The 20,334-nt window shown below is 46.3% G+C and carries 18 protein-coding genes; 5 read left to right on the top strand and 13 right to left on the bottom strand.

Annotated elements, in window-relative coordinates:
• Positions 1 to 70: 70 nt before the first annotated feature.
• The 5 genes from FKN16_RS21595 to FKN16_RS21615 form a co-directional block, all read right to left on the bottom strand.
• On the bottom strand, positions 71 to 1,456 hold the full coding sequence (locus tag FKN16_RS21595; RefSeq protein ID WP_170903516.1) for a class II fumarate hydratase: 1,386 nt from the start codon (positions 1,454 to 1,456) through the stop codon (positions 71 to 73).
• 17 nt (positions 1,457 to 1,473) lie between these two features.
• Positions 1,474 to 1,851, bottom strand: coding sequence for a hypothetical protein (locus FKN16_RS21600; RefSeq protein WP_012841320.1), 378 nt, complete (start codon positions 1,849 to 1,851; stop codon positions 1,474 to 1,476).
• A 201-nt stretch (positions 1,852 to 2,052) separates the two neighbouring features.
• A complete protein-coding gene (locus tag FKN16_RS21605; RefSeq protein WP_005397855.1) occupies positions 2,053 to 2,535 on the bottom strand; it encodes a hypothetical protein in 483 nt (160 codons plus the stop codon).
• A gap of 256 nt (positions 2,536 to 2,791) precedes the next feature.
• Positions 2,792 to 4,519: a sodium:solute symporter family protein gene (locus FKN16_RS21610; protein ID WP_005397550.1), complete on the bottom strand. Its 1,728-nt coding sequence runs from the start codon at positions 4,517 to 4,519 to the stop codon at positions 2,792 to 2,794.
• Between the two features lie 12 nt (positions 4,520 to 4,531).
• Positions 4,532 to 4,795, bottom strand: a complete 264-nt coding sequence (locus FKN16_RS21615) for a DUF4212 domain-containing protein (protein ID WP_005397548.1) — start codon at positions 4,793 to 4,795, stop codon at positions 4,532 to 4,534.
• A 520-nt stretch (positions 4,796 to 5,315) separates the two neighbouring features.
• Here FKN16_RS21615 and FKN16_RS21620 point away from each other — a divergent pair.
• Positions 5,316 to 7,061 (top strand): potassium/proton antiporter, encoded by a 1,746-nt coding sequence (locus FKN16_RS21620; protein WP_047010251.1) that lies wholly within the window; start codon positions 5,316 to 5,318, stop codon positions 7,059 to 7,061.
• A 2-nt stretch (positions 7,062 to 7,063) separates the two neighbouring features.
• Here the strand turns inward: FKN16_RS21620 and FKN16_RS21625 are convergent, their stop codons facing one another.
• The 4 genes from FKN16_RS21625 to aspA all read right to left on the bottom strand — a co-directional run bounded on the left by FKN16_RS21625 (position 7,064) and on the right by aspA (position 12,795).
• Positions 7,064 to 7,693 carry a response regulator transcription factor gene (locus tag FKN16_RS21625; protein WP_005397542.1) on the bottom strand — a complete coding sequence of 210 codons (630 nt, stop codon included), beginning with the start codon at positions 7,691 to 7,693 and terminating at the stop codon, positions 7,064 to 7,066.
• Between the two features lie 194 nt (positions 7,694 to 7,887).
• Positions 7,888 to 9,699 (bottom strand): protein-disulfide reductase DsbD, encoded by a 1,812-nt coding sequence (locus FKN16_RS21630; RefSeq protein ID WP_170903517.1) that lies wholly within the window; start codon positions 9,697 to 9,699, stop codon positions 7,888 to 7,890.
• 161 nt (positions 9,700 to 9,860) lie between these two features.
• Positions 9,861 to 11,168, bottom strand: coding sequence for an anaerobic C4-dicarboxylate transporter (locus FKN16_RS21635; RefSeq protein ID WP_005382378.1), 1,308 nt, complete (start codon positions 11,166 to 11,168; stop codon positions 9,861 to 9,863).
• A gap of 175 nt (positions 11,169 to 11,343) precedes the next feature.
• Positions 11,344 to 12,795 carry an aspartate ammonia-lyase gene (gene aspA, locus FKN16_RS21640; protein ID WP_170903518.1) on the bottom strand — a complete coding sequence of 484 codons (1,452 nt, stop codon included), beginning with the start codon at positions 12,793 to 12,795 and terminating at the stop codon, positions 11,344 to 11,346.
• Positions 12,796 to 13,225: 430 nt separating this feature from the next.
• Between aspA and FKN16_RS21645 the strand changes: the two genes are divergently transcribed.
• The gene (locus tag FKN16_RS21645; protein WP_053807754.1) at positions 13,226 to 13,744 is read left to right on the top strand and encodes an FxsA family protein; all 519 of its coding nucleotides are present in this window, start codon (positions 13,226 to 13,228) and stop codon (positions 13,742 to 13,744) included.
• Between the two features lie 69 nt (positions 13,745 to 13,813).
• Here the strand turns inward: FKN16_RS21645 and trmL are convergent, their stop codons facing one another.
• The 4 genes from trmL to FKN16_RS21665 all read right to left on the bottom strand — a co-directional run bounded on the left by trmL (position 13,814) and on the right by FKN16_RS21665 (position 17,298).
• Complete coding sequence (gene trmL / locus FKN16_RS21650; RefSeq protein ID WP_005382381.1) at positions 13,814 to 14,293, bottom strand: tRNA (uridine(34)/cytosine(34)/5-carboxymethylaminomethyluridine(34)-2'-O)-methyltransferase TrmL; 480 nt, start codon at positions 14,291 to 14,293, stop codon at positions 13,814 to 13,816.
• 136 nt (positions 14,294 to 14,429) lie between these two features.
• The gene (locus tag FKN16_RS21655; RefSeq protein ID WP_005397537.1) at positions 14,430 to 15,038 is read right to left on the bottom strand and encodes a superoxide dismutase; all 609 of its coding nucleotides are present in this window, start codon (positions 15,036 to 15,038) and stop codon (positions 14,430 to 14,432) included.
• A gap of 176 nt (positions 15,039 to 15,214) precedes the next feature.
• A complete protein-coding gene (gene cpxA, locus FKN16_RS21660) occupies positions 15,215 to 16,609 on the bottom strand; it encodes an envelope stress sensor histidine kinase CpxA (protein WP_170903519.1) in 1,395 nt (464 codons plus the stop codon).
• Positions 16,609 to 17,298 (bottom strand): response regulator, encoded by a 690-nt coding sequence (locus tag FKN16_RS21665; protein ID WP_005397534.1) that lies wholly within the window; start codon positions 17,296 to 17,298, stop codon positions 16,609 to 16,611. Before FKN16_RS21665 ends, cpxA begins: the two co-directional genes overlap by 1 nt.
• Before the next feature lie 190 nt (positions 17,299 to 17,488).
• Between FKN16_RS21665 and FKN16_RS21670 the strand changes: the two genes are divergently transcribed.
• The 3 genes from FKN16_RS21670 to pfkA all read left to right on the top strand — a co-directional run bounded on the left by FKN16_RS21670 (position 17,489) and on the right by pfkA (position 20,268).
• A complete protein-coding gene (locus tag FKN16_RS21670) occupies positions 17,489 to 18,001 on the top strand; it encodes a CpxP family protein (RefSeq protein WP_170903520.1) in 513 nt (170 codons plus the stop codon).
• 111 nt (positions 18,002 to 18,112) lie between these two features.
• Complete coding sequence (fieF, locus tag FKN16_RS21675) at positions 18,113 to 19,021, top strand: CDF family cation-efflux transporter FieF (protein ID WP_005397530.1); 909 nt, start codon at positions 18,113 to 18,115, stop codon at positions 19,019 to 19,021.
• 284 nt (positions 19,022 to 19,305) lie between these two features.
• A complete protein-coding gene (gene pfkA / locus FKN16_RS21680) occupies positions 19,306 to 20,268 on the top strand; it encodes a 6-phosphofructokinase (RefSeq protein ID WP_005397529.1) in 963 nt (320 codons plus the stop codon).
• The last annotated feature ends 66 nt before the right edge of the window (positions 20,269 to 20,334 follow it).

Below are 20,334 nucleotides of genomic sequence, written 5' to 3' on the forward strand. Positions count from 1 at the left end.
TAAAAGAGACCTCCAAATGGAGGTCTCTGTGTTTGTAATCTTATTTTGGTTTGTAGGCTGAGTTTGCCGATTATTCCGCAACACCACCTTGGGTGAGTTTTGCGGGATTAAGCAATCGTTCTAACGTGGCTCTATCTAAATCGGTTTCTTCTTCCGCGACATCAATAATCGCACGACCCTGCTTATAGGCTTTCTTCGCGATTTCTGCCGCTTTCAGGTAGCCAATGACCGGGTTGAGGGCCGTGACCAAAATTGGGTTTTTTGCGAGCGCTATATCCAAGTTATCTTGACGAACTTCAAATGTTGCAATGGCCTTATCGGCTAAAGCGGTTGCGCTATTAGCGAGCAACTCGATGCTCTCCAATATATTATGAGCAATGACAGGTAGCATGACGTTTAGTTGGAAGTTACCTGCTTGGCCCGCGACGGTAATCGTGGTGTCATTACCAATGACTTGCGCTGAGGCCATAGCTGCGGCTTCCGGGATCACAGGATTTACTTTGCCAGGCATGATGGAAGAACCTGGTTGCAAGCCTTGTAATTCAATCTCAACTAAACCAGCCAATGGGCCTGAATTCATCCAGCGAAGATCGTTTGCGATCTTCATGATCGCAACTGCTGCTGTTTTGAGCTGTCCCGATAGAGCGACGATCGCATCTTGGCTGCTTAAATTGAAAAAGAAATTATCACTGGCTGTGAACTGAATACGAGTCGATTGTGTCAGGTTGCTGGCGAATAAGTCCGCAAAGCGTGGATCGGCATTGATCCCTGTGCCAACCGCCGTACCACCTTGGGCTAAGGCTTTTACCGCTGGCAGTGCTTGCTCAATCGCTTGTTTTGCGTGCTCGATTTGGAACTGCCAACCGCCAAGCTCTTGAGCAAAGGTAATGGGCATCGCGTCCATTAAGTGAGTGCGACCGGTTTTTACAACATCTTTCAATGCTTGTTGCTTAGACTCTAGTGCTTGGCTGAGGTGTGACAAGGCCGGAAAGAGCTGTTTTTCAATGGCTAATGCTGCGCTAACTTGAATTGCGGTTGGCACCACATCGTTACTGCTTTGTCCCATGTTGACGTGATCATTAGGACTGACGGTACCGCCTAGATGCTGGGAGGCCAGTGTTGCAATCACTTCATTCGCATTCATATTTGAGCTGGTGCCTGATCCGGTTTGAAATACGTCAATTGGGAACTGCTCAATATGATTGCCCTCGATAATCGCCTGAGCTGCGTCAGCAATCGCATTAGCGATATCACCTTCAAGCAGCCCCAATTGTGCGTTGGTGAGTGCCGCAGTCTGCTTGATGTGTGCCAACGCTTGGATGAAGCCAGATGGCATCTTATATTGACTGAATGAGAAGTTATCGACGGCGCGCTGAGTTTGGGCTTGGTAGAGTGCATCTGCTGGGACTTTCACTTCGCCCATACTGTCAGTTTCTATGCGGAATTCGGTGCTCATGGTAGGGATCCTTTTGGTTAATCGAGTGAGATTTGAATCAGGCGTAATTGTTGTTGTAATGCGAGAAATTTCACGTCGCCTTGTTCAAACTGATAGTAATAGCGTTTGAGACAGAATAATGGCGTATGGATAGAATCGAGACAGACACGACGGAAGATGCGACTGCGAGTGGAGTCTTGAATTGCGTCTAGTAGATGGAAATAAACCTGACGCAAAAACAGCTCACACAACAATAGATTTTCTTCATCGGCACCGTGTTCATAGCAGGAAGACAACACCATTCCCCAATGAATATAGTCATGAATTACGTCTGGCTCAAAGCCGTGTGGTGCGGCGAGAAGGAATCTATCTTGTGCTTTAAAAAATGCGTTGAAGATGTCCCGTTTGTTGTCCATAACCACCTCTCGTTTAATGTAATGATAATTATTATCAATTAAGTGGTGGGTTGGCAACCCTTTTTAGAGTAAGAGGTTGTTGAAGAAAGACTTACGGAAACAAAAGCCGACGTAAAAGCGTCGGCAGAGAGGGAATTATTTAGTCCTGAGGTGACAATGAGGTATCGACGTTTTGGATATCGGTGTCTTTATCTGTGGCCATTACTCTGTAAATAAGGTTTCGTACTTCACAAACGCGGTTTGTGTTTCGCCGTAATAAAGTGTGCCTCCAGATTGAATGACGACTCTTAACCAACTTTCTGCGGATGCTGGTCTTGGTAAGGTAATGTACCAACTTTTTCCAGCCTGATCGGCGGGCTTCATATCAACCGGCTGAGCATTTTTCTCTTCGTCATTAACGATGGAAACTTTGACCCCTTCGAGTGGATAGGCGGCATTGAGTGACAATTCTAAGCCATTTTTCGTGAGCTGTTCTGAGCGAAACTTCACTTTAAAGTCGCCATTTTCCATGTCACACAGTCCACTGGTGTAACGACAGTTAGACTTACTCGCGAGTTTGTAAGTTTCCCCTTCTTGTGCCGCGTGGGGTTTCTCGCTGAGTGCCATATCGGTGCCGAAGTAGGCGATCAAAGAAAGAATCGGCGCAATCAGCAGTGCGAGAATAAAGTGCTTGTTTTTGAACATAAAATACTAATTCCATCAATTATCTGTTCATTTTAACTGGCTAAAATCACTAATAACTTCGTTAATGATTTTGAAGGTAGAGCAACTAGCTTGCTGCAATCTTTGCCCTGCTCTAAACGATTGTTTCTGAGTTCCCCGAACATATAATCAATGCCATTCCTGTGCTTCCTTGCTACGGCTCAGGGAATCTAATTATTAGAATAAGTTAGATGAATAAAAAAGCCCCAAGTGGGGCTTTTGTGGCTTGCGTTATATTTTAGTGATCCACGGCATCGCCTGCACCAACAGGGACACGAACGTGTTCAACAAGATCTTTAACTTCTTGAGGTGTTTCCGCTGTAACTTTCGATACCGCGAATGCCACGATGAAGTTAAATAGGGCGCCGATAGCACCAAACGCGTTTGGCTCAATACCTAGGAACCAGTTGGTTCCCCAGCTTTCTAGATATTTCCAGTCAGCAACGAATAGGATGCCTTTGTGCTGGAATACGTAGAACAGTGTGATACTGATACCGGCAATCATACCGGCGATTGCGCCTTCTTTATTGATGCCTTTGCTGAAGATACCCATCATCAACGCAGGGAAGATGGATGACGCAGCAAGACCAAAGGCGAGCGCCACCGTACCAGCGGCAAAGCCTGGAGGATTCAATCCGAGATAGCCTGCGGCTGCGATTGCCACCGCCATCGAGATTCGGCTGGCAAGCAGCTCCTTCTTCTCGGATATGTTCGGATTTATAACCCCTTTGATTAAGTCATGGGAAATCGCCGACGAAATAGCAAGCAACAGACCCGCTGCTGTGGATAGTGCTGCAGCGAGACCACCAGCGGCAACGAGTGCAATGACCCAGTTTGGTAGCTTAGCGATTTCTGGGTTTGCTAGTACCATGATGTCACGGTCAACTCGCAATTCATTGGTATCAGGATTTGAGGTGTACTCGATCAGGCCATCGCCATTCTTATCATCAAAGCCTAATAGACCTGTTGTTTCCCAGTTTTTGAACCAATCAGGGCGCTCATCATACGCAAGGTGCTGACCAGGCGCAGGGTTGACGGTATCCATTAGGTTTAGACGTGCCATTGCTGATACTGCTGGCGCCGTTGTGTATAGAATAGCGATGAACACAAGTGCCCAGCCTGCAGAAGTACGCGCATCACGCACCTTAGGTACTGTAAAGAAACGGATGATAACGTGTGGTAGACCTGCAGTACCGATCATCAATGACATGGTGTAAACGAACATGTTTAGTGTGCTACCGCGAACCTGCGTAGTGTATTCACTAAAGCCGAGTTCGGTCACCACTTGGTCGAGCCTATCGAGCAGATAAACATCGGTGCCTTGAATGGTACTCCCGAGGCCAATCTGAGGTAGCGGGTTACCTGTAAGTTGCAGAGAGATAAAGATTGCAGGGATAGTGTAAGCAAGAATGAGTACGCAATATTGAGCAATCTGCGTGTATGTGATGCCTTTCATGCCGCCAAGTACTGCGTACATGAATACAATACACATACCAATCAGTAGGCCTGTTGAGTAATCAACTTCTAGGAAGCGACCGAAGGCAACGCCAACGCCTTTCATCTGGCCGATAACATAAGTGACCGATGCGATGATAAGACAGATAACCGCCACGATACGTGCCGTGTTCGAGTAAAAGCGTTCACCAACAAACTCTGGCACCGTAAACTTACCAAACTTACGTAGATAAGGGGCGAGTAACAGTGCAAGCAGTACGTAACCACCCGTCCAACCCATTAGGAATACGGAGCCGCCGTAACCCATAAAGGCAATTAGGCCTGCCATTGAGATGAACGATGCCGCCGACATCCAGTCAGCAGCGGTTGCCATACCGTTAGCGATTGGGTTTACCCCGCCACCTGCGACATAGAACTCTTTGGTTGACCCCGCACGCGCCCAGATCGCAATACCGATGTAGAGGACGAAGGTTGCACCAACAACCAGGTAGGTAATAGTTTTCAAATCCATCTGAGTTACTCCTTACTCATCTACGCCGAATTCACGGTCGATTTGGCGCATCTTCCATGCGTAATAGAAAATAATACCTAGGAAGGTGTAGATGGAGCCTTGCTGAGCAAACCAGAAACCAAGTTTGTATCCACCTAATTGAAATTGATTAAGTACGTCGACAAATAAAATGCCGCAGCCGAAAGACACTACGAACCAGATGACCATAAGGCCAATCATGAGCTTCACGTTTTTGTCCCAATAGGCTTTGGCTCTTTCTTCGCTTTCAAATGCCATTGCCGTCTCCTTACGATTGGTATTGTTGTTAAAAAAATGTTTCAACATGTACATTAGCAAGGTGTTGGCAAGAACTCTTTTCAACTTTAGTCGGGGTATAAAAAATAAAAAACTCCCGTGATATGGTCGCTTAGAGAGAAGTTAGGGTTATTTATTAATGTTAAAAAGCTGTTAAATTAGCCAAAGGTCTAAGGAGAGAAATGATAAAAAGCACGAATAAGAGACGTGATTAATTTTTTCTTCATTGATTTTAGCGATCCTTAACAGAAACATTCTGCGTTCTTCTTTTTATCAATCAGTGAAAAAATTGGCGTGAAAAATTCACAAGTAATTTATTTACATAAAGTTTTCGTACCAAATCACCGTTTTAGCGCACAATAAAGTAATATAACTGAGTCATTCTCGTACAACCTCGCGCTTTGGGACGGTTTAAGGAGGAGGCAGATTAAGGCATTAACTTATTAACGAAGTCGCCTTAGCTCATCACAAGCATATCGTTTTTCATTAAGGGAGGGTGAGAATGGACGCAGACACCATTAACAGTTTTTTTCTTATAGGTGCGTTGTTAATCGCACTTAGCGTTCTTTTAAGCCCAGTTTCCTCTAAGTTGGGAATCCCAATTCTTTTGGTATTTTTAGCCGTTGGAATGCTGGCGGGGGAAGACGGTTTAGGCGGTATTTTATTTGATAATTTTTCGATCGCTTACTTGGTCAGTAACCTCGCATTAGCCATCATTTTGCTCGATGGTGGTATGAGAACACGGGTTGCCAGCTTTAGGGTGGCGTTATGGCCTTCGGTGTCCTTGGCAACGTTTGGGGTTGCGATCACCACTATTTTGACCGGGCTGATGGCAACGTGGTTATTCGACTTAGACTTGCTGCAAGGTATATTAGTTGGTGCGATTGTCGGCTCCACAGATGCTGCCGCGGTTTTTTCTCTACTCAAAGGTCGTAGTCTTAACGAACGTGTTGGCTCAACGCTGGAAATTGAATCCGGCACCAATGATCCTATGGCGGTGTTTCTGACTGTTACTCTGATTGCTATTTTAGCGAACCCAGATGCAGATTTGAGTGTGGGCTTTTTGGCGCTCAGTTTTCTTAAGCAGTTTGGTATTGGCGCTTTACTCGGTTTTGCTGGTGGCTGGATTTTGTGGAAGGTCATCAATCGTAATCAACTGCCGGATGGCTTATATTCGATTTTAACCGTCAGTGGTGGCTTGCTGATTTTCGCTTTATCTAATGCATTAGGTGGCAGCGGTATTCTGTCAATTTATCTGGTTGGTTTACTGCTAGGTAATCGTCCAACACGCAGCCGCCATTCCATTCTTCATGTGCTAGATGGCATGACGTGGCTAGCTCAAATCGGTATGTTCCTCGTGCTTGGTTTATTGGTTACGCCTTCCAACTTGCTCTCTATTGCGTTGCCTGGTTTGGCGCTGGCCTTTGGGATGATTTTATTTGCCCGTCCAATCTCGGTTTGGATCGGTTTACTGCCATTCAAGAGTTTCACACCACGTGAAAAGTGGTTTGTTTCTTGGGTGGGCTTGCGCGGTGCTGTCCCAATTATTCTGGCGGTATTTCCAATGATGGCAGGATTGCCAGATGCGCAGTTGTACTTCAATTTGGCGTTTTTCGTGGTAATGGTCTCTTTGATTGTACAAGGTGGCACATTGACTAAAGCGATGTCTCTGGCGAAGGTAGAGCTACCTTCTAAACCTGAGCCAATTTCACGCACAGGTGTGGAGATTTACCCAACTAGTGAGTGGGAACTGTTTATCTATAAGCTTAAAGCGGATAAATGGTGTATTGGTGAACCATTGCGTAGTCTTTCGATGCCGGATGGAACGCGCATCGCCGCAGTATTTCGCAATAAAGCGTTATTGCATCCGTCAGGTAGTACGCGCCTCGAAGAAGACGATACCTTGTGTGTGTTGGCGCAAGAAAAGGATTTGGATGCCCTGAGCTTGCTATTTAGTGAAGCGCCTGAGAAAGCGTCATTGGCACGATTCTTTGGTGATTTCTTCCTAGATATTGAAGTGAACCTTGCCGATATTGCGATGATGTATGGCCTGAACTTGGGCGATGAATCACTCGATAAAAGCTTAAGAAACCTTGTAGAAGAACAATTGGGGAGTACACCAGTGTTAGGGGACCAATTCGAGTGGCAAGGCTTGCAATGGATCATTGCCGATGTCGTTGACCAACAAGTCACCAAAGTAGGTATCCGTTTGCCAAGCGAGCAAAGCCTGCTCGCTGACGAGGAGTGAGTCTAGTCGTTCATCTCCGTTAGCATGATGACGGCTTGTGTGCGGTTTTTTACGCCGAGCTTGCGGAAAATCGCCGTCATATGCGCTTTGATGGTGGCTTCTGAAACATTCAATTCGTAGGCGATTTGTTTGTTCAGTAAGCCATCTGACAACATCCCCAACACCTTATATTGCTGTGGCGTTAGCGCGGCAATCTTCTCCGCTAAGTCATTACATGCCGCGTTATTGGTGATCAGCCCTTCAGGAAAATACGGGTCGCCATTGAGCACTTGATTGAGCGCATTCACCAATTCGCGCATATCGCTCGATTTAGGAATAAAACCAAACGCACCATGGCTTTTCACTTGTGTCACGATCGCTGGCTCTTCACTAGCCGAGACGACGACGATTGGTAAGTCTGGGTGTTCTGCTCGCAAGTGAATCAAGCCAGACATACCATTTGCTCCTGGCATTTTGAGATCCAATAGCACCAAATCTGGCTCTTCTTCTCGCTCTAACAAAGCCAGTAGTGCGTCGAGTGAGTCCGCTTCCAGCAAATTTGCCCCACTGATTGCCATGTGGATAGATTGAAACAAGGCATTACGGAAGAGTGGGTGATCATCTGCAATGATGATGGTGTAGGTCGAATCCATGACGTTAAACACTTTTGACTATTTCGTTAAATTTATTATTGTCCAGCTTTGAGAGAGTGGACAATATTTATTCGCTAAAAGTCTGAACCAAATCGACTTTTATTAGGAAAATTGCATATAAGCGCAATTTTCTCATTCAAATCTGGGTAATAAAAAACGCCAGTGGTCATCACTGGCGTTTGAATATCTGGTGATCAGAATTGTTGGATGTGCTCTAAGAAAGGCTCGGCTTGCATAAAGCCGGTTAAACGCGCGTTTGAAATGTGTTCGCCATTCGCATCCCAGAACTCGATGGTTGGCAAGCCAAGTACGTTCATGTGTTTGAGTAACTCAATATCTTGCACTTGGTTCTTGGTTACATCAGCTTGCAAAAGAACAAAGTCTTTTAGCTTGGCTTCGACGCTTGGATCATGGAAGGTGTACTTCTCAAACTCTTTACACGCCACACACCAATCGGCGTAGAAGTCGAGCATCACAGGTTTGCCAGCTGTTTTGGCTAGCGCTAGTTGTTCTTCCAACTCTGCAACATTGGCAATGCGTGTAAAGCTTACGGAAGTTTGTTGAGCTTGCGTTGCGTTATTACCAAACCAGTAATTTAATACTGGCTGTGCTGACGCGAGCAAACCCAATACGGCCATGATGCCAACGGCGCTTTGTTTCCAGCCACCAAACTCCAAGCTGTTTTTCACATGATACAGCCAACCAAAGGCAGCGATGCCCAGTGTTGACCACAGAATTGTTGACCATATTTCTGGCATGATACGTTCCAACAAGAAGATAGGCGCAGCAAGCAGAATAAAGCCGAACAGCGTTTTCACGCGGTCCATCCAACCGCCGGCTTTTGGTAGCAACTTGTTGCCAAATACCGCTACAAGGATCAACGGAATACCCATGCCCATCGCCAGCGCGTAAAGGGCGACCCCACCAGTGAGTAAGTCGCCACTTTGTGCGACGTAAAGCAGCGCACCAGAGAGTGGGGCGGTAGTACACGGAGAACAAACCAAGCCAGATATTGCCCCCATTGCAAACACGCCTGCACTGCTACCACCTTGCTGCTTGTTACTTAAGTTATTCAGCCACGTTTGCACGCTGCTTGGTAACTGCAATGAGTACAGACCAAACATCGACATAGCTAATGCGATGAACAGTACACTTAAACCAATCAGCACATAAGGGTGTTGCATCGCCGCTTGGAACTGCATGCCCGCAGACGCCACTACAAGGCCGAGCAGCGTGTAAGTTAGTGCCATGCCTTGTACGTAAACAAAGGACAAACCAAGCGCACGACGTTGGCTCAGTTTGCCGCTACCAAGCACGATGCTGGTGAGAATGGGATACATCGGCAGTACACAAGGGGTAAATGCTAGACCCACACCAAGTGCCAAAAACAACAACGGCGTCCACCACTTGTCGGCTAGATTCGCGGCTAAGCTATCTTGCTCACTGACTGGTACTGAAGTGGTGGTTGATTTTGTTGTTGGCTGTGCTTGTTCTGTCGCTGGTGCCTTGGCAGTCGGTGCTACGGTGTCGGAATTGGATGAAGAAAACGCGCTGATTGGAATCTCACGTGTTTCTGGTGGGTAACAGAAGCCCGCTTTCGCACAGCCTTGATATTGCACAAGGACGCGCGCGCCCTCTTGCCAATTACTCAGTGGGATATTGACAAATAGTGGTGTGGTATAGATATGCACATCACCAAAGAATTCATCTTTATGTGGCGTGCCGTTTTCCATTTGCAGTTCGCCCAGTGAGATGTTCTCACCAGACACAGATAAACGCTCTTGATACAGGTAATAACCATCGCGTACCTGCCAATCGAGCATCAATTTGTCGTCTTGCTGGTAAAAACTAAACGGAAATGCCTGATCGACCGGAACAAAGCTGTCGCTGCTGCTACCAAAACTGTTGTTCTGGCTATTGGTAAACTGGTCTTTGCCGAACAAGGCTAAAGCTGGAGTGGAAAAGGTAATAAGCCCTAAGAGTAAAACGGAAAGTAATGCGCGCATAAAAGAGTCAATTCATCTTAGATAATTGCCGTTAGTGTAACTCAATCAGACCCGGAGGCGAGTCAATAAGTTTCATGAAAATGAAGATTTATTGAGCATAATTCAAAACGACAGGCAATAAAAAAGGGAGCCGAAGCTCCCCGAGTAAGACTCTGTTTCCACTAGATCAGTAGACCACCGAATGCGAAGCCAAGTGCTACCGCAGAAGCGATGGTTACCACACCAGGTACAAAGAATGGGTGGTTGAATACGTACTTACCGATGCGAGTTGAACCCGTGTCGTCCATCTCAACCGCCGCAAGTAGCGTTGGGTAAGTTGGTAGTACGAATAGCGCACTTACTGCTGCGAAAGACGCAACGGCGGTTAGTGGTGCTACACCGATAGCAAGTGCTGCTGGCATTAGCGCAACCGTGGTTGCACCTTGAGAGTAAAGCAGCATTGAAGCGAAGAATAGAACCAGTGCTAGCATCCATGGGTAGTCTGCTAGTAGCGCACCAGCCACTTCTTTGATGCCGTCAACGTGCGCGTTAACGAAGGTAGAACCTAACCATGCCACACCAAGAACACACACACACGCTGTCATACCAGAGCGGAATGTTGCTGCTGCTGGGATTTTGCCAGCGTCGATTTTACAGCTCATTACGATAGCTGCCGCGGCTGCTAGCATTACCGTCATGATAGCTTCGTTACGACCTAGAGCAGGGTTCTCGATAAGGCCAACAGAGCCAGAAATTGCTGCTGCGTAACACACTACGAATGCGATTGCGCCTAGGAAGATGAAGGTAGCTTTCTTCGCTGTTGGTAGGATTTCGCGTTTTGCTTCTGTATTTAGCTTGATTAAGCCTTTTTCTAGACGCTCTTGGTATTCAGCATCGTCTTTTAGCTCACAGCCCATGAAGTTCGCCACGAACGCACCGATCATGCACGCGATGAACGTCGTTGGGATACAGATTGCTAGTAGTGTTAGGTAGTCAACGCCAAATGGGTGCAGCATTGCCGCAAACGCGACAACAGCCGCTGAGATTGGTGATGCAGTGATCGCGATTTGCGATGCCACTACTGCGATAGACAGTGGACGAGAAGGACGCACGCCTTGGCCTTTCGCGACTTCTGCAATCACTGGCAACGTAGAGAATGCCGTGTGGCCGGTACCAGCCATCAGCGTCATTAGGTAAGTTACGATAGGCGCATAAAAGGTGATGCGCTCAGGATGCTTGCGCAAAAAGTTTTCAGCAACTTGCACCATCCAGTCTAAACCACCTGCCACTTGCATTGCTGCGATAGCCGTGATGACAGACATGATGATCAAAATTACGTCAACTGGGATGTAAGCTTGGCTTGTTGGCACACCTAAAATCAAAGACAACGCAATGACCCCAGCACCACCAGCAAAACCAATGCCGATACCGCCGATTCTAGCCCCCAAATAGATGAAGAGCAGAACCACGAAGAGTTCGACCATGACCATATTGATACCTCTTTAGTTTTTTATTGATTCTGATTTTTTGAACACTCAGGAACAGGAGTAAATGCTCAGAGAATTAGAACCCAGTGGCCTAATGGCAATAAAAGCATATAAAAAATGTGGTTAACCGTATGAGAGCCTAAAAAAGGGGCCTGAGTGGCCCCCTTCGAATTAGTTATTACTCGTAGCGTTTCGCTTTGTAAGTTGGATGCATGAAGTTTTCGACTGACAAGATTTCATCAAGCTCTTCTGCGGTTAGCAGGCCGCGCTCTAGCACAACTTCGCGAACACTCTTACCGGTTTCCGCACAAATCTTACCTACGATGTCACCTTCGTGGTGGCCGATGTATGGGTTTAGATAAGTGACGATACCGATAGAGTTGTAAACGTAGTTTTCACAAGTCTCTTTATTGACTGTGATGCCGTCGATACATTTATCACGTAGGTTCACACACGCATTGTGTAGTAGAGAGATAGACTCAAACATGCTTTGTGCGATAACTGGTTCCATTACGTTTAGCTGTAGCTGACCGCCTTCTGCTGCGAAAGAAACCGTGTTGTCGTTACCTAGAACTTTGAAGCAAACTTGGTTTACTACTTCTGGGATAACTGGGTTTACTTTTGCTGGCATGATTGAAGAACCTGCTTGCATTTCAGGTAGGTTCAATTCATTTAGACCAGCGCGTGGGCCAGAAGAAAGTAGACGAAGGTCGTTACAGATCTTCGATAGTTTCACCGCTAGACGTTTTAGTGCACTGTGCGTCATTACGTATGCGCCACAGTCAGAAGTCGCTTCGATAAGGTCTTCTGCCGCAACAACTTCAAGACCTGTTACTTCCGCTAGATGTTTTACTGCAAGCGCTTGGTAGCCAGTCGGTGTATTTAGACCTGTACCGATTGCGGTTGCGCCTAGGTTGATTTCTAGGAGTAGTTTAGAGGTGTAATCTAGAGCACGAATCTCTTCGTTTAGTGTTACTGCCCAAGCGTGGAACTCTTGACCTACAGTCATCGGTACCGCGTCTTGTAGCTGAGTACGACCCATTTTCAGTACATCTTTAAACTCAATTGCTTTAAGTTCGAATGCGCCTTTTAGGTACTCAATTGCTTCCATTAGTTTGTGTACGCTGTTGTAAACCGCGATACGGAAACCCGTTGGGTACGCACAGTTGGTTGATTGGCTCTTGTTTACGTGGTCATTTGGGTTAACAAATTCGTATTGACCTTTCTCTTTACCCATTAGCTCAAGCGCAACGTTTGCGATCACTTCGTTTGTGTTCATGTTCACGGAAGTGCCCGCACCACCTTGGAATACGTCTGATGGGAACTGATCCATGCACTTGCCAGTTTCTAGGATCAAATCACACGCTTCGATGATGTAGTTTGCAACGTCTTTTGGAATCGCACCAAGTTCTTTGTTTGCCAACGCCGCTGCTTTTTTGGTCATTACCATACCGCGTACAAATTCTGGTACGTCAGAGATGGTCATATTAGAGATGTTGAAGTTCTCGATCGCACGTAGCGTATGAATACCGTAGTACGCATCTGCAGGGACATGACGTTGACCTAATAGATCTTCTTCAATACGAGTGGCTGGGTTTGCTGTTTTTGGAGCATCAGATAGGGTAGCCATAGCAGGATCCTTAGATGATAATTCTGATAATAAAGTTATTTATTAGCCATTTCTGCAATCTAGAATCCATTCATCAGAATTTTTGGCTGGAAAATCCGTCCTGACTTATGTGGCACATGATACTGCACCTAGCGCATAAAAATAGTAACTAGATCACCTTTTTCGTTTTTCATGAGTCAATAATTTGCAAAGTATGAAAGGGTTATTAATAACCCTTTATGGGTACTCGATTTTCCTCGACAAACATGGGTTTTTAGAGTTCGAAATTAGCACTTTAAAAGCACGAAAAAATCGGTATGCAATTGAATGAAACACTCCACTACCACTTTTTCTGCGTAGGAAGAGACCAGTATGAACACGCTTTTTTACAACGATTCGTTTGAGCTTAGTCTGCTTTTACCATTACACTGAATTAAACAAAGGAGGGCGTGTGTTTCCTATCTTATTATTGGCATTTATTTTTGTCCCGATCATTGAAATCGGCTTATTTATTCAGGTGGGCGGCTTTTTAGGTTTGTGGCCGACTATCGCATTAGTATTAATCACGGCATTTGTCGGTGCATCGTTGGTGCGCAGCCAAGGCATCCAAACTCTGATGTCGGTGCAGGGGCGTCTGGAACAAGGTGAAATTCCAGCCCAGCAAATTTTTGAAGGCGTAATGCTAGCGGTGGCTGGCGTGCTGCTGTTAACACCGGGCTTTATGACCGATGCTCTTGGTATGCTGGTGTTGCTTCCTGCGCCACGCGCCGCGATTGCCAAATACTTGATGAGTAAAATGGTGGTGAAAACCATGCATGGTGGTGGCTTCCAAGGTGGTTTCTCTAACCAAGGGCCATTTGAGCAAGACCCGTTTCGCCGTGACCCATTTAATTCCCAGTCAGACGATGGCAATACCTTTGAAGGGGAATACGAGCGTAAAGACGATGATGATCGCAACAAGCTCAACTGATTGAGTCAGAGAGTAAAGAAAACAAAAGGGCGCACGAGCGCCCTTTTTTGTGTCTGAAAATCGTGGTGCTTACAACGCGCCTTCAAATCCCATTTGACGCCATGCTTCAAAAGCAATGATCGCAACGGCGTTCGAAAGGTTTAGGCTACGCGCATCTGGCATCATTGGAATGCGGATACGCTGCTCCATTGGCAAGCTATCGATGATTTCAGCAGGCAAGCCACGAGTTTCTGGACCAAACATCAATACGTCACCTGCTTGGTATTGTGCATCAACGTGGTGACCTGTGGTTTTGGTGGTGCAGGCAAACAATCGGTAGTTCCCTTGTTTCTCTTTCTCTAAATATTCTAAGAATGCTTGATAGTTCTTATGACGCGTTACGCGAGCTAAATCATGGTAATCCAAACCAGCACGGCGGACTTTCTTCTCTTCAAGATCGAAACCCAGAGGTTCAATTAAGTGAAGGTTTGCACCGCAGTTGGCGCATAGTCGAATGATGTTGCCGGTGTTCGGCGCGATTTCTGGTTCGTATAAAGCGATATCAAACATGGTATTGAAATAGAGTTGGTCAAATAGAGGGGCAGTATATACCCAAGTCAGCAAGATATGCGAGATTCAGCAAGATTGACCTGGGCATGAAAGCAGGCATTAGCGCGGACGCTAATACCGTAACTATCGATGCTCTTTATAATAGAGCGTGAGCGTAATTTTCTTCAACCGCTCGCCAATTAACGACGTTCCACCATGCGTCAATGTATTCTGGACGACGGTTTTGGTAGCTGATGTAATACGCGTGCTCCCACACGTCAAGAGCGAGAATTGGCTCGCCGCGTACATCCACTACGTCCATCAGAGGGTTATCTTGATTGCTGGTGGACGTAATGTGAATCTCTCCATCTTTTACGATCAGCCATGCAAAGCCAGACCCAAAGGTATTTATCGCGGCTTGGGCAAACGCTTCTTTAAATTGCGCAAAGCTACCAAATTTATCGTTAATTGCCTGAGCAAGTGCGCCTTGAGGCTCACCGCCACCGTTTGGTGACATGCAATTCCAATAAATGATGTGGTTATAATAGCCGCCGCCATTATTACGCACTGCAGGGCTGAGCTTAGAGATATTGTCAAAGATCTCGTCTAATGACTGAGTTTCGAGCTCGCTCCCTTCAACGGCACTTACGAACTTATCGAAATAAGTCTTGTGATGTTTGCTGTAATGCACTTCCATGGTTTTCGCGTCGATGTACGGCTCTAGTGAATCGTACGGGTAAGGCAGAGCGGGAAATGTATGTGACATAGTAAATCCTCCTTAATTGGAAAATTTACTTTAATGCTAACGATAATTATTATCAACTTTGATCTTTGTAAGGGTATTCGAAGGCGTTCCCACCCAATTTCTAAAGTGAAGATGAAGCCGTGAATCTCTCACTCTAGAAATATGGTGTGGCTTACTGTTAGCCCATCGGCTTGAAGTTAACGATTGATAGGTAAGGTGATACTCATGCGCAATCCGCCTAACGGACTTCGACTGGCGACGATCGTGCCACTGTGCTGGCGGATGGCACTTTCGGTAATGGTTAGGCCGAGACCCGTGCCGCCGGAGTGGCGATCGCGGGCAGTCGAAACGCGATAAAACGGGCGAAAAATCGCGGCTAATTCTTCTTCTGGAACGCCCTCGCCATTGTCATCAACCGTGATATGCAGCGTATCCTCATCGGCCTTGATGTCGATTTGCACCTCATCTTTCCCGTAATAGATGGCGTTACGAACGATGTTTTCCACCGCACTCATCAGCAGTTTAGGATTGCCGGAGATACTTCGTTTTGGCAGTTCAGAATAGTGTAGGTGCTTGCCCATTTGCTCAGCTTCAAACTGCGCATCTTTAATGATCTCTTCCCACAAACTTTCCAGTGGCTGCGTTTCGCGAGTCATATGGCTGTTTGCCTGCATGCGAGACAGTTCAAGCAATTCGCTGATCATCTGTTCCAAGCGCTGCGCTTCGGTATCGATACGAGTCAGTTCTGGGCTTTCACCCTGCTTACGCGTCGCTAATGCGCTCGCCATACGTAGGCGAGTTAAAGGTGAGCGTAACTCGTGAGAGATGTCGGATAGCAGGCGTTGCTGTCCTGAAATCATCTGATTGACCGCCTCGACCATCTGGTTGAAGCTGCTGCCAGCCTGACGAAACTCTGCTGTGCCTTTTTCTAAATTTGGGTCTGTGACAAATTCGCCTTTCGCGACACGTTGAGCGGCGGCTTCAAGACGACGCGCTGGCTGACTCAATGCCCAAGCAAGCCATAACAGCAGTGGTGTACTAACCAGCATGACCGCGAGCAATAGCTGGAATGGGTGATCAAACAGACGCAAGAGTAGTGGTGGTGGCTCATTCCACTTGAAGCCCACATACATCAAGATATCGGAGCCAGCCAAAGTAATTGGGATTGGACCTGCAATCATGTATCGACCATACAGTTTCTGCTTTGGCTGGTTGTAATCTTCGATACTGGTGACAAAGTTTTGTATGGCACGCAATTGGAAGTTACTGCGTTTTTCTGTCGTAAGAACATTACCGCTGTAGTCAGAAAAAAATACGCGCGGACGAGGGTCATGCTTACCGTGACGGTTACCCTCGATACGAAATAGTATTCGACCTAAATCAGTTTGCTGACTGTATTTTTGTTGGATTGCGTCACGCGTTTCTACCATACGTTTATAGTGCTCTTCTGGAATGTCGCGAGCTTTGCGAGGGTCCAAATGTGGCAGTGATAGCACAGCTATCAACACCAATAACATAGTGAACCAAAAAATGGCAAAGATGCGCCCATACAAGCTATTGATGTTTGGCAGTTTGATGCGTGATAGGCGCATTAATCCTCCTCAAGCAGCATATAGCCACGACCACGCAGGGTTTTGATTCGCGGCTTGCCATTGCTCTGATCTGGTAATTTTTTACGTAAGTTCGAAACATGCATATCGATCGCGCGATCAAAAGCGGCGAGTCGTTTACCAAGCACATCTAAGCTCAATGTTTCTTTAGTTAGCACTTGTCCTGGGTTTTGCACAAAGTGGGTCAACAGAGCAAACTCGGTTGCTGTGAGATCGAGCAACTGTTGATCGCAGTATGCTTCTTGTTTACCTGGGTAAAGACGGAGCTCTTGATACTCAATGCAATCGCTGTTTTTGGTGTTTTTCTGTGTGCTGCTGGTACGGCGTAAGATCGCACGGATACGTGCTAACAGTTCACGGTCACTAAAAGGTTTCGGTAAATAATCATCCGCGCCTAGCTCTAAACCGATCACGCGGTCAATTTCTTCCCCTTTAGCGGTCAGCATCAAGACAGGAGTTTCCCAGTTTTCACGCAAGCGTTTAAGGGTTTCCATGCCATTTAGCTTCGGCATCATGACATCCAACAAAATCAAATCAATCTTATCATTGACCGCAGCTAAGCCTGCTTCGCCATCATTTGCTTCGCTGACGTCAAATCCTTCGAAACTGAGTACTTCTTTTAATAAGCTGGTTAGCTCGATATCGTCATCAATTAAAAGAATGTTTGCCATGGGGGCACCTATAGTAAGTTACCGATAGCTTAATATTACATTGGAATGATGTGCTGCGAAGAGGGTAAAAATCACTCTTTACGATTCTTTACGCTCCCTATACGTCGCTTTACCTAGTGGGTCGTATTCTATACTCAAGCGCTGTGAGAACAGCTCAGAAGAATCACTCACCTGTGTAAGGAATCAAATTATGAAATCTGCAAAAAAACTTGTGTTAGCTGCTGTTGTTCTACCTCTTACTCTCGGCGCAGCAAGCGCATTCGCTTACGGTGGTAAAAACCATCATCAAGGCCCGCGTGATGAATGTGGCATGGGAATGGACCGCGGCATTATGCGTGATTTGAGTTTGACGGATGCTCAAAAAGATCAGCTTAAGTCTTTCCGTGAAGCAAACCGCGCACAGATGAAAGGCAAATATTCTGAAAATCGCGAAGCTCGTATGGCTGAGCGACAAGCACACCATGCAAAAATGCAGTCACTCTTACTAGCGGATAGTTTTGATGAAGCGCAAGCGACCGCATTAGCAAAAGAAATGGTTGAACGCCAAACTGAGCATCGTGTGCAAATGCTAGAAAGAAAGCACCAAATGCTGAGCGTATTAACGTCAGAACAAAAAGCAGAGTTTGTGAAGTTGCAAAATGAACGCATGCAAGAGTGTGGCGATAGAATGCATAAGCGCATGGAAAAATACCGCAATAATTAAGTCATGAATTGATGTTATATAAAGAGGCAGCCATTGGTTGCCTCTTTTTGATCTGGTTATTTCATGGGCATTCAATATACTCAACGTATGGTTTGAGTTAACTCTTTGATTATGAAACAGCAATATGCACGTTTAGTGACGACCGCAGCTTGGACTGCAACTATTGTGGCGACTCTTCTCTTGATTGTAAAAGTCATCACGTGGTGGGTAACCGGCTCAGTTAGCCTATTGGCATCACTGATCGACTCAATGTTGGATATCGCCGCGTCGGTGGTAAATCTCGTTGTTGTCCGTTATGCCTTACAACCAGCAGACCGCGAACATACGTTTGGGCATGGTAAAGCTGAGTCTCTAGCGGCCTTGGCTCAGGCGATGTTTATTTCGGGGTCGGCGGTATTTTTGATCCTGAACGGGATTGACCGATTTTTCCGCCCACACGCACTGCATGCGCCGGAGCTCGGTGTTTATGTATCGCTGTTTGCGATTGTGGTCACACTTGGCTTGGTGATGTTCCAAAAACATGTGGTACGCGTGACAGGGAGCCAAGCAATCGCGGCGGATTCTCTGCATTATCAGACTGATTTGTATATGAACGCTGCGATCATGGTGGCTCTGGGACTCAGCTACTTTGGCGTGACGCAAGCGGATGCGGTGTTTGCGATTGGCATTGGTGTCTTCATTCTTTACAGCGCCTTCAAAATGGTCAGCGAAGCGATTCAGACGTTATTAGACCGAAAGCTACCGGATTCCGAATTGGAGCAAATCCGCAATGAATGTTTGAATGTGAAAGGGGTTCTTGGGGTTCATCAACTGCGCACCCGTATGTCAGGGCCGACACGCTTTATTCAGTTGCACTTGGAGCTAGACGATAACTTACGTTTAATCGAAGCGCACTATATTGCCGATAAAGTTGAGGAAAACCTTTTAGCTTTGTTTCCTGATGCGGATGTTTTGATCCATCAAGATCCATTGTCTGTCGTTTTTGGGCCAGAGAAAGAGCAAAAAGCGCAAGATTGGTAGGGCTCGAAAAATCCATAAGTGCCTGACGACAAACAGGCACTTATTGACTATCTTTCCATCAATACTTATTAAGATTCGTGATCCTGATGTGAATCAACAAAGTTTCATAGAGAAACTGTAATACTCTTACATAAGTAGAAAAGTTACATAAAAAAGTGCGTTTTCATTGGTAATCCTGTAGAGGAAATGTAACATAACGCACAGTTCTGGATTATGCAGGTTGCTTGGTAACAAGGGGCCTAAAAGAAAATTAAATAATTGATTGCCAAAGATCGAGGGTGAGCATGATTAAGAAGATCGGTGTTTTAACAAGTGGCGGTGACGCACCTGGTATGAACGCGGCGATACGCGGCGTAGTACGTACAGCACTATCCGAGGGATTGGAAGTATTCGGTGTGTACGACGGCTACCTAGGCCTATACGAAGGCCGCATCGAGAAGCTAGATCGTTCTAGCGTTTCAGATGTGATCAACAAAGGTGGTACGTTCCTAGGTTCTGCACGTTTCCCTGAATTTAAAGAAGTGGAAGTGCGTGAAAAAGCGATTGAGAACCTGAAAAAACATGGTATCGATGCGCTAGTCGTGATCGGTGGCGACGGTTCGTACATGGGTGCGAAGAAACTGACTGAAATGGGTTACCCATGTATCGGTCTTCCAGGCACAATCGATAACGATATCGCTGGTACTGACTACACAGTGGGCTACCTAAGTGCACTAAACACAGTTATCGATGCAATCGACCGTCTACGTGATACTTCTTCATCTCACCAACGTATTTCAATTGTAGAAATCATGGGCCGTCACTGTGGTGACCTAACTCTGATGTCTGCAATCGCGGGTGGTTGTGAGTACATCATCACTCCAGAAACTGGTCTAGACAAAGACAAGCTGATCAGCAACATCCAAGACGGCATTGCAAAAGGTAAGAAACACGCAATCATCGCGTTGACTGAGCTAATGATGGATGCTAATGAACTAGCACGTGACATCGAAGCGGCGACAGGTCGTGAAACTCGTGCAACAGTACTTGGTCACATCCAACGTGGTGGTCGTCCAACGGCATTTGACCGCGTTCTAGCATCTCGCATGGGTAACTACGCTGTTCACCTATTGATCGAAGGTCATGGTGGTCGTTGTGTCGGTATCGTGAAAGAGCAACTTGTTCACCACGACATCATCGACGCGATCGAAAACATGAAGCGTCCAGTACGCAACGATCTATACAAAGTTGCTGAAGAACTGTTCTAAGTAAGTTTGAAATAGATAAAGAAAAACCGCGGCTTTCCGCGGTTTTTTTGTATTTGAGTATCAGCC

The organism is Vibrio sp. 11-4(1), assembly GCF_013048625.1.
GTDB classification, from domain to species: domain Bacteria; phylum Pseudomonadota; class Gammaproteobacteria; order Enterobacterales; family Vibrionaceae; genus Vibrio; species Vibrio diabolicus.

What these genes read in the sequence shown, in the direction of transcription:
- FKN16_RS21595 (WP_170903516.1), bottom strand. Translation starts at nt 1,456, where the DNA reads ATGAGCACCGAATTCCGCATAGAAACTGACAGTATGGGCGAAGTGAAA.
- FKN16_RS21600 (WP_012841320.1), bottom strand. Translation starts at nt 1,851, where the DNA reads ATGGACAACAAACGGGACATCTTCAACGCATTTTTTAAAGCACAAGAT.
- FKN16_RS21605 (WP_005397855.1), bottom strand. Translation starts at nt 2,535, where the DNA reads ATGTTCAAAAACAAGCACTTTATTCTCGCACTGCTGATTGCGCCGATT.
- FKN16_RS21610 (WP_005397550.1), bottom strand. Translation starts at nt 4,519, where the DNA reads ATGGATTTGAAAACTATTACCTACCTGGTTGTTGGTGCAACCTTCGTC.
- FKN16_RS21615 (WP_005397548.1), bottom strand. Translation starts at nt 4,795, where the DNA reads ATGGCATTTGAAAGCGAAGAAAGAGCCAAAGCCTATTGGGACAAAAAC.
- FKN16_RS21620 (WP_047010251.1), top strand. Translation starts at nt 5,316, where the DNA reads ATGGACGCAGACACCATTAACAGTTTTTTTCTTATAGGTGCGTTGTTA.
- FKN16_RS21625 (WP_005397542.1), bottom strand. Translation starts at nt 7,693, where the DNA reads ATGGATTCGACCTACACCATCATCATTGCAGATGATCACCCACTCTTC.
- FKN16_RS21630 (WP_170903517.1), bottom strand. Translation starts at nt 9,699, where the DNA reads ATGCGCGCATTACTTTCCGTTTTACTCTTAGGGCTTATTACCTTTTCC.
- FKN16_RS21635 (WP_005382378.1), bottom strand. Translation starts at nt 11,168, where the DNA reads ATGGTCATGGTCGAACTCTTCGTGGTTCTGCTCTTCATCTATTTGGGG.
- aspA (WP_170903518.1), bottom strand. Translation starts at nt 12,795, where the DNA reads ATGGCTACCCTATCTGATGCTCCAAAAACAGCAAACCCAGCCACTCGT.
- trmL (WP_005382381.1), bottom strand. Translation starts at nt 14,293, where the DNA reads ATGTTTGATATCGCTTTATACGAACCAGAAATCGCGCCGAACACCGGC.
- FKN16_RS21655 (WP_005397537.1), bottom strand. Translation starts at nt 15,038, where the DNA reads ATGTCACATACATTTCCCGCTCTGCCTTACCCGTACGATTCACTAGAG.
- cpxA (WP_170903519.1), bottom strand. Translation starts at nt 16,609, where the DNA reads ATGCGCCTATCACGCATCAAACTGCCAAACATCAATAGCTTGTATGGG.
- FKN16_RS21665 (WP_005397534.1), bottom strand. Translation starts at nt 17,298, where the DNA reads ATGGCAAACATTCTTTTAATTGATGACGATATCGAGCTAACCAGCTTA.
- FKN16_RS21670 (WP_170903520.1), top strand. Translation starts at nt 17,489, where the DNA reads ATGAAATCTGCAAAAAAACTTGTGTTAGCTGCTGTTGTTCTACCTCTT.
- fieF (WP_005397530.1), top strand. Translation starts at nt 18,113, where the DNA reads ATGAAACAGCAATATGCACGTTTAGTGACGACCGCAGCTTGGACTGCA.
- pfkA (WP_005397529.1), top strand. Translation starts at nt 19,306, where the DNA reads ATGATTAAGAAGATCGGTGTTTTAACAAGTGGCGGTGACGCACCTGGT.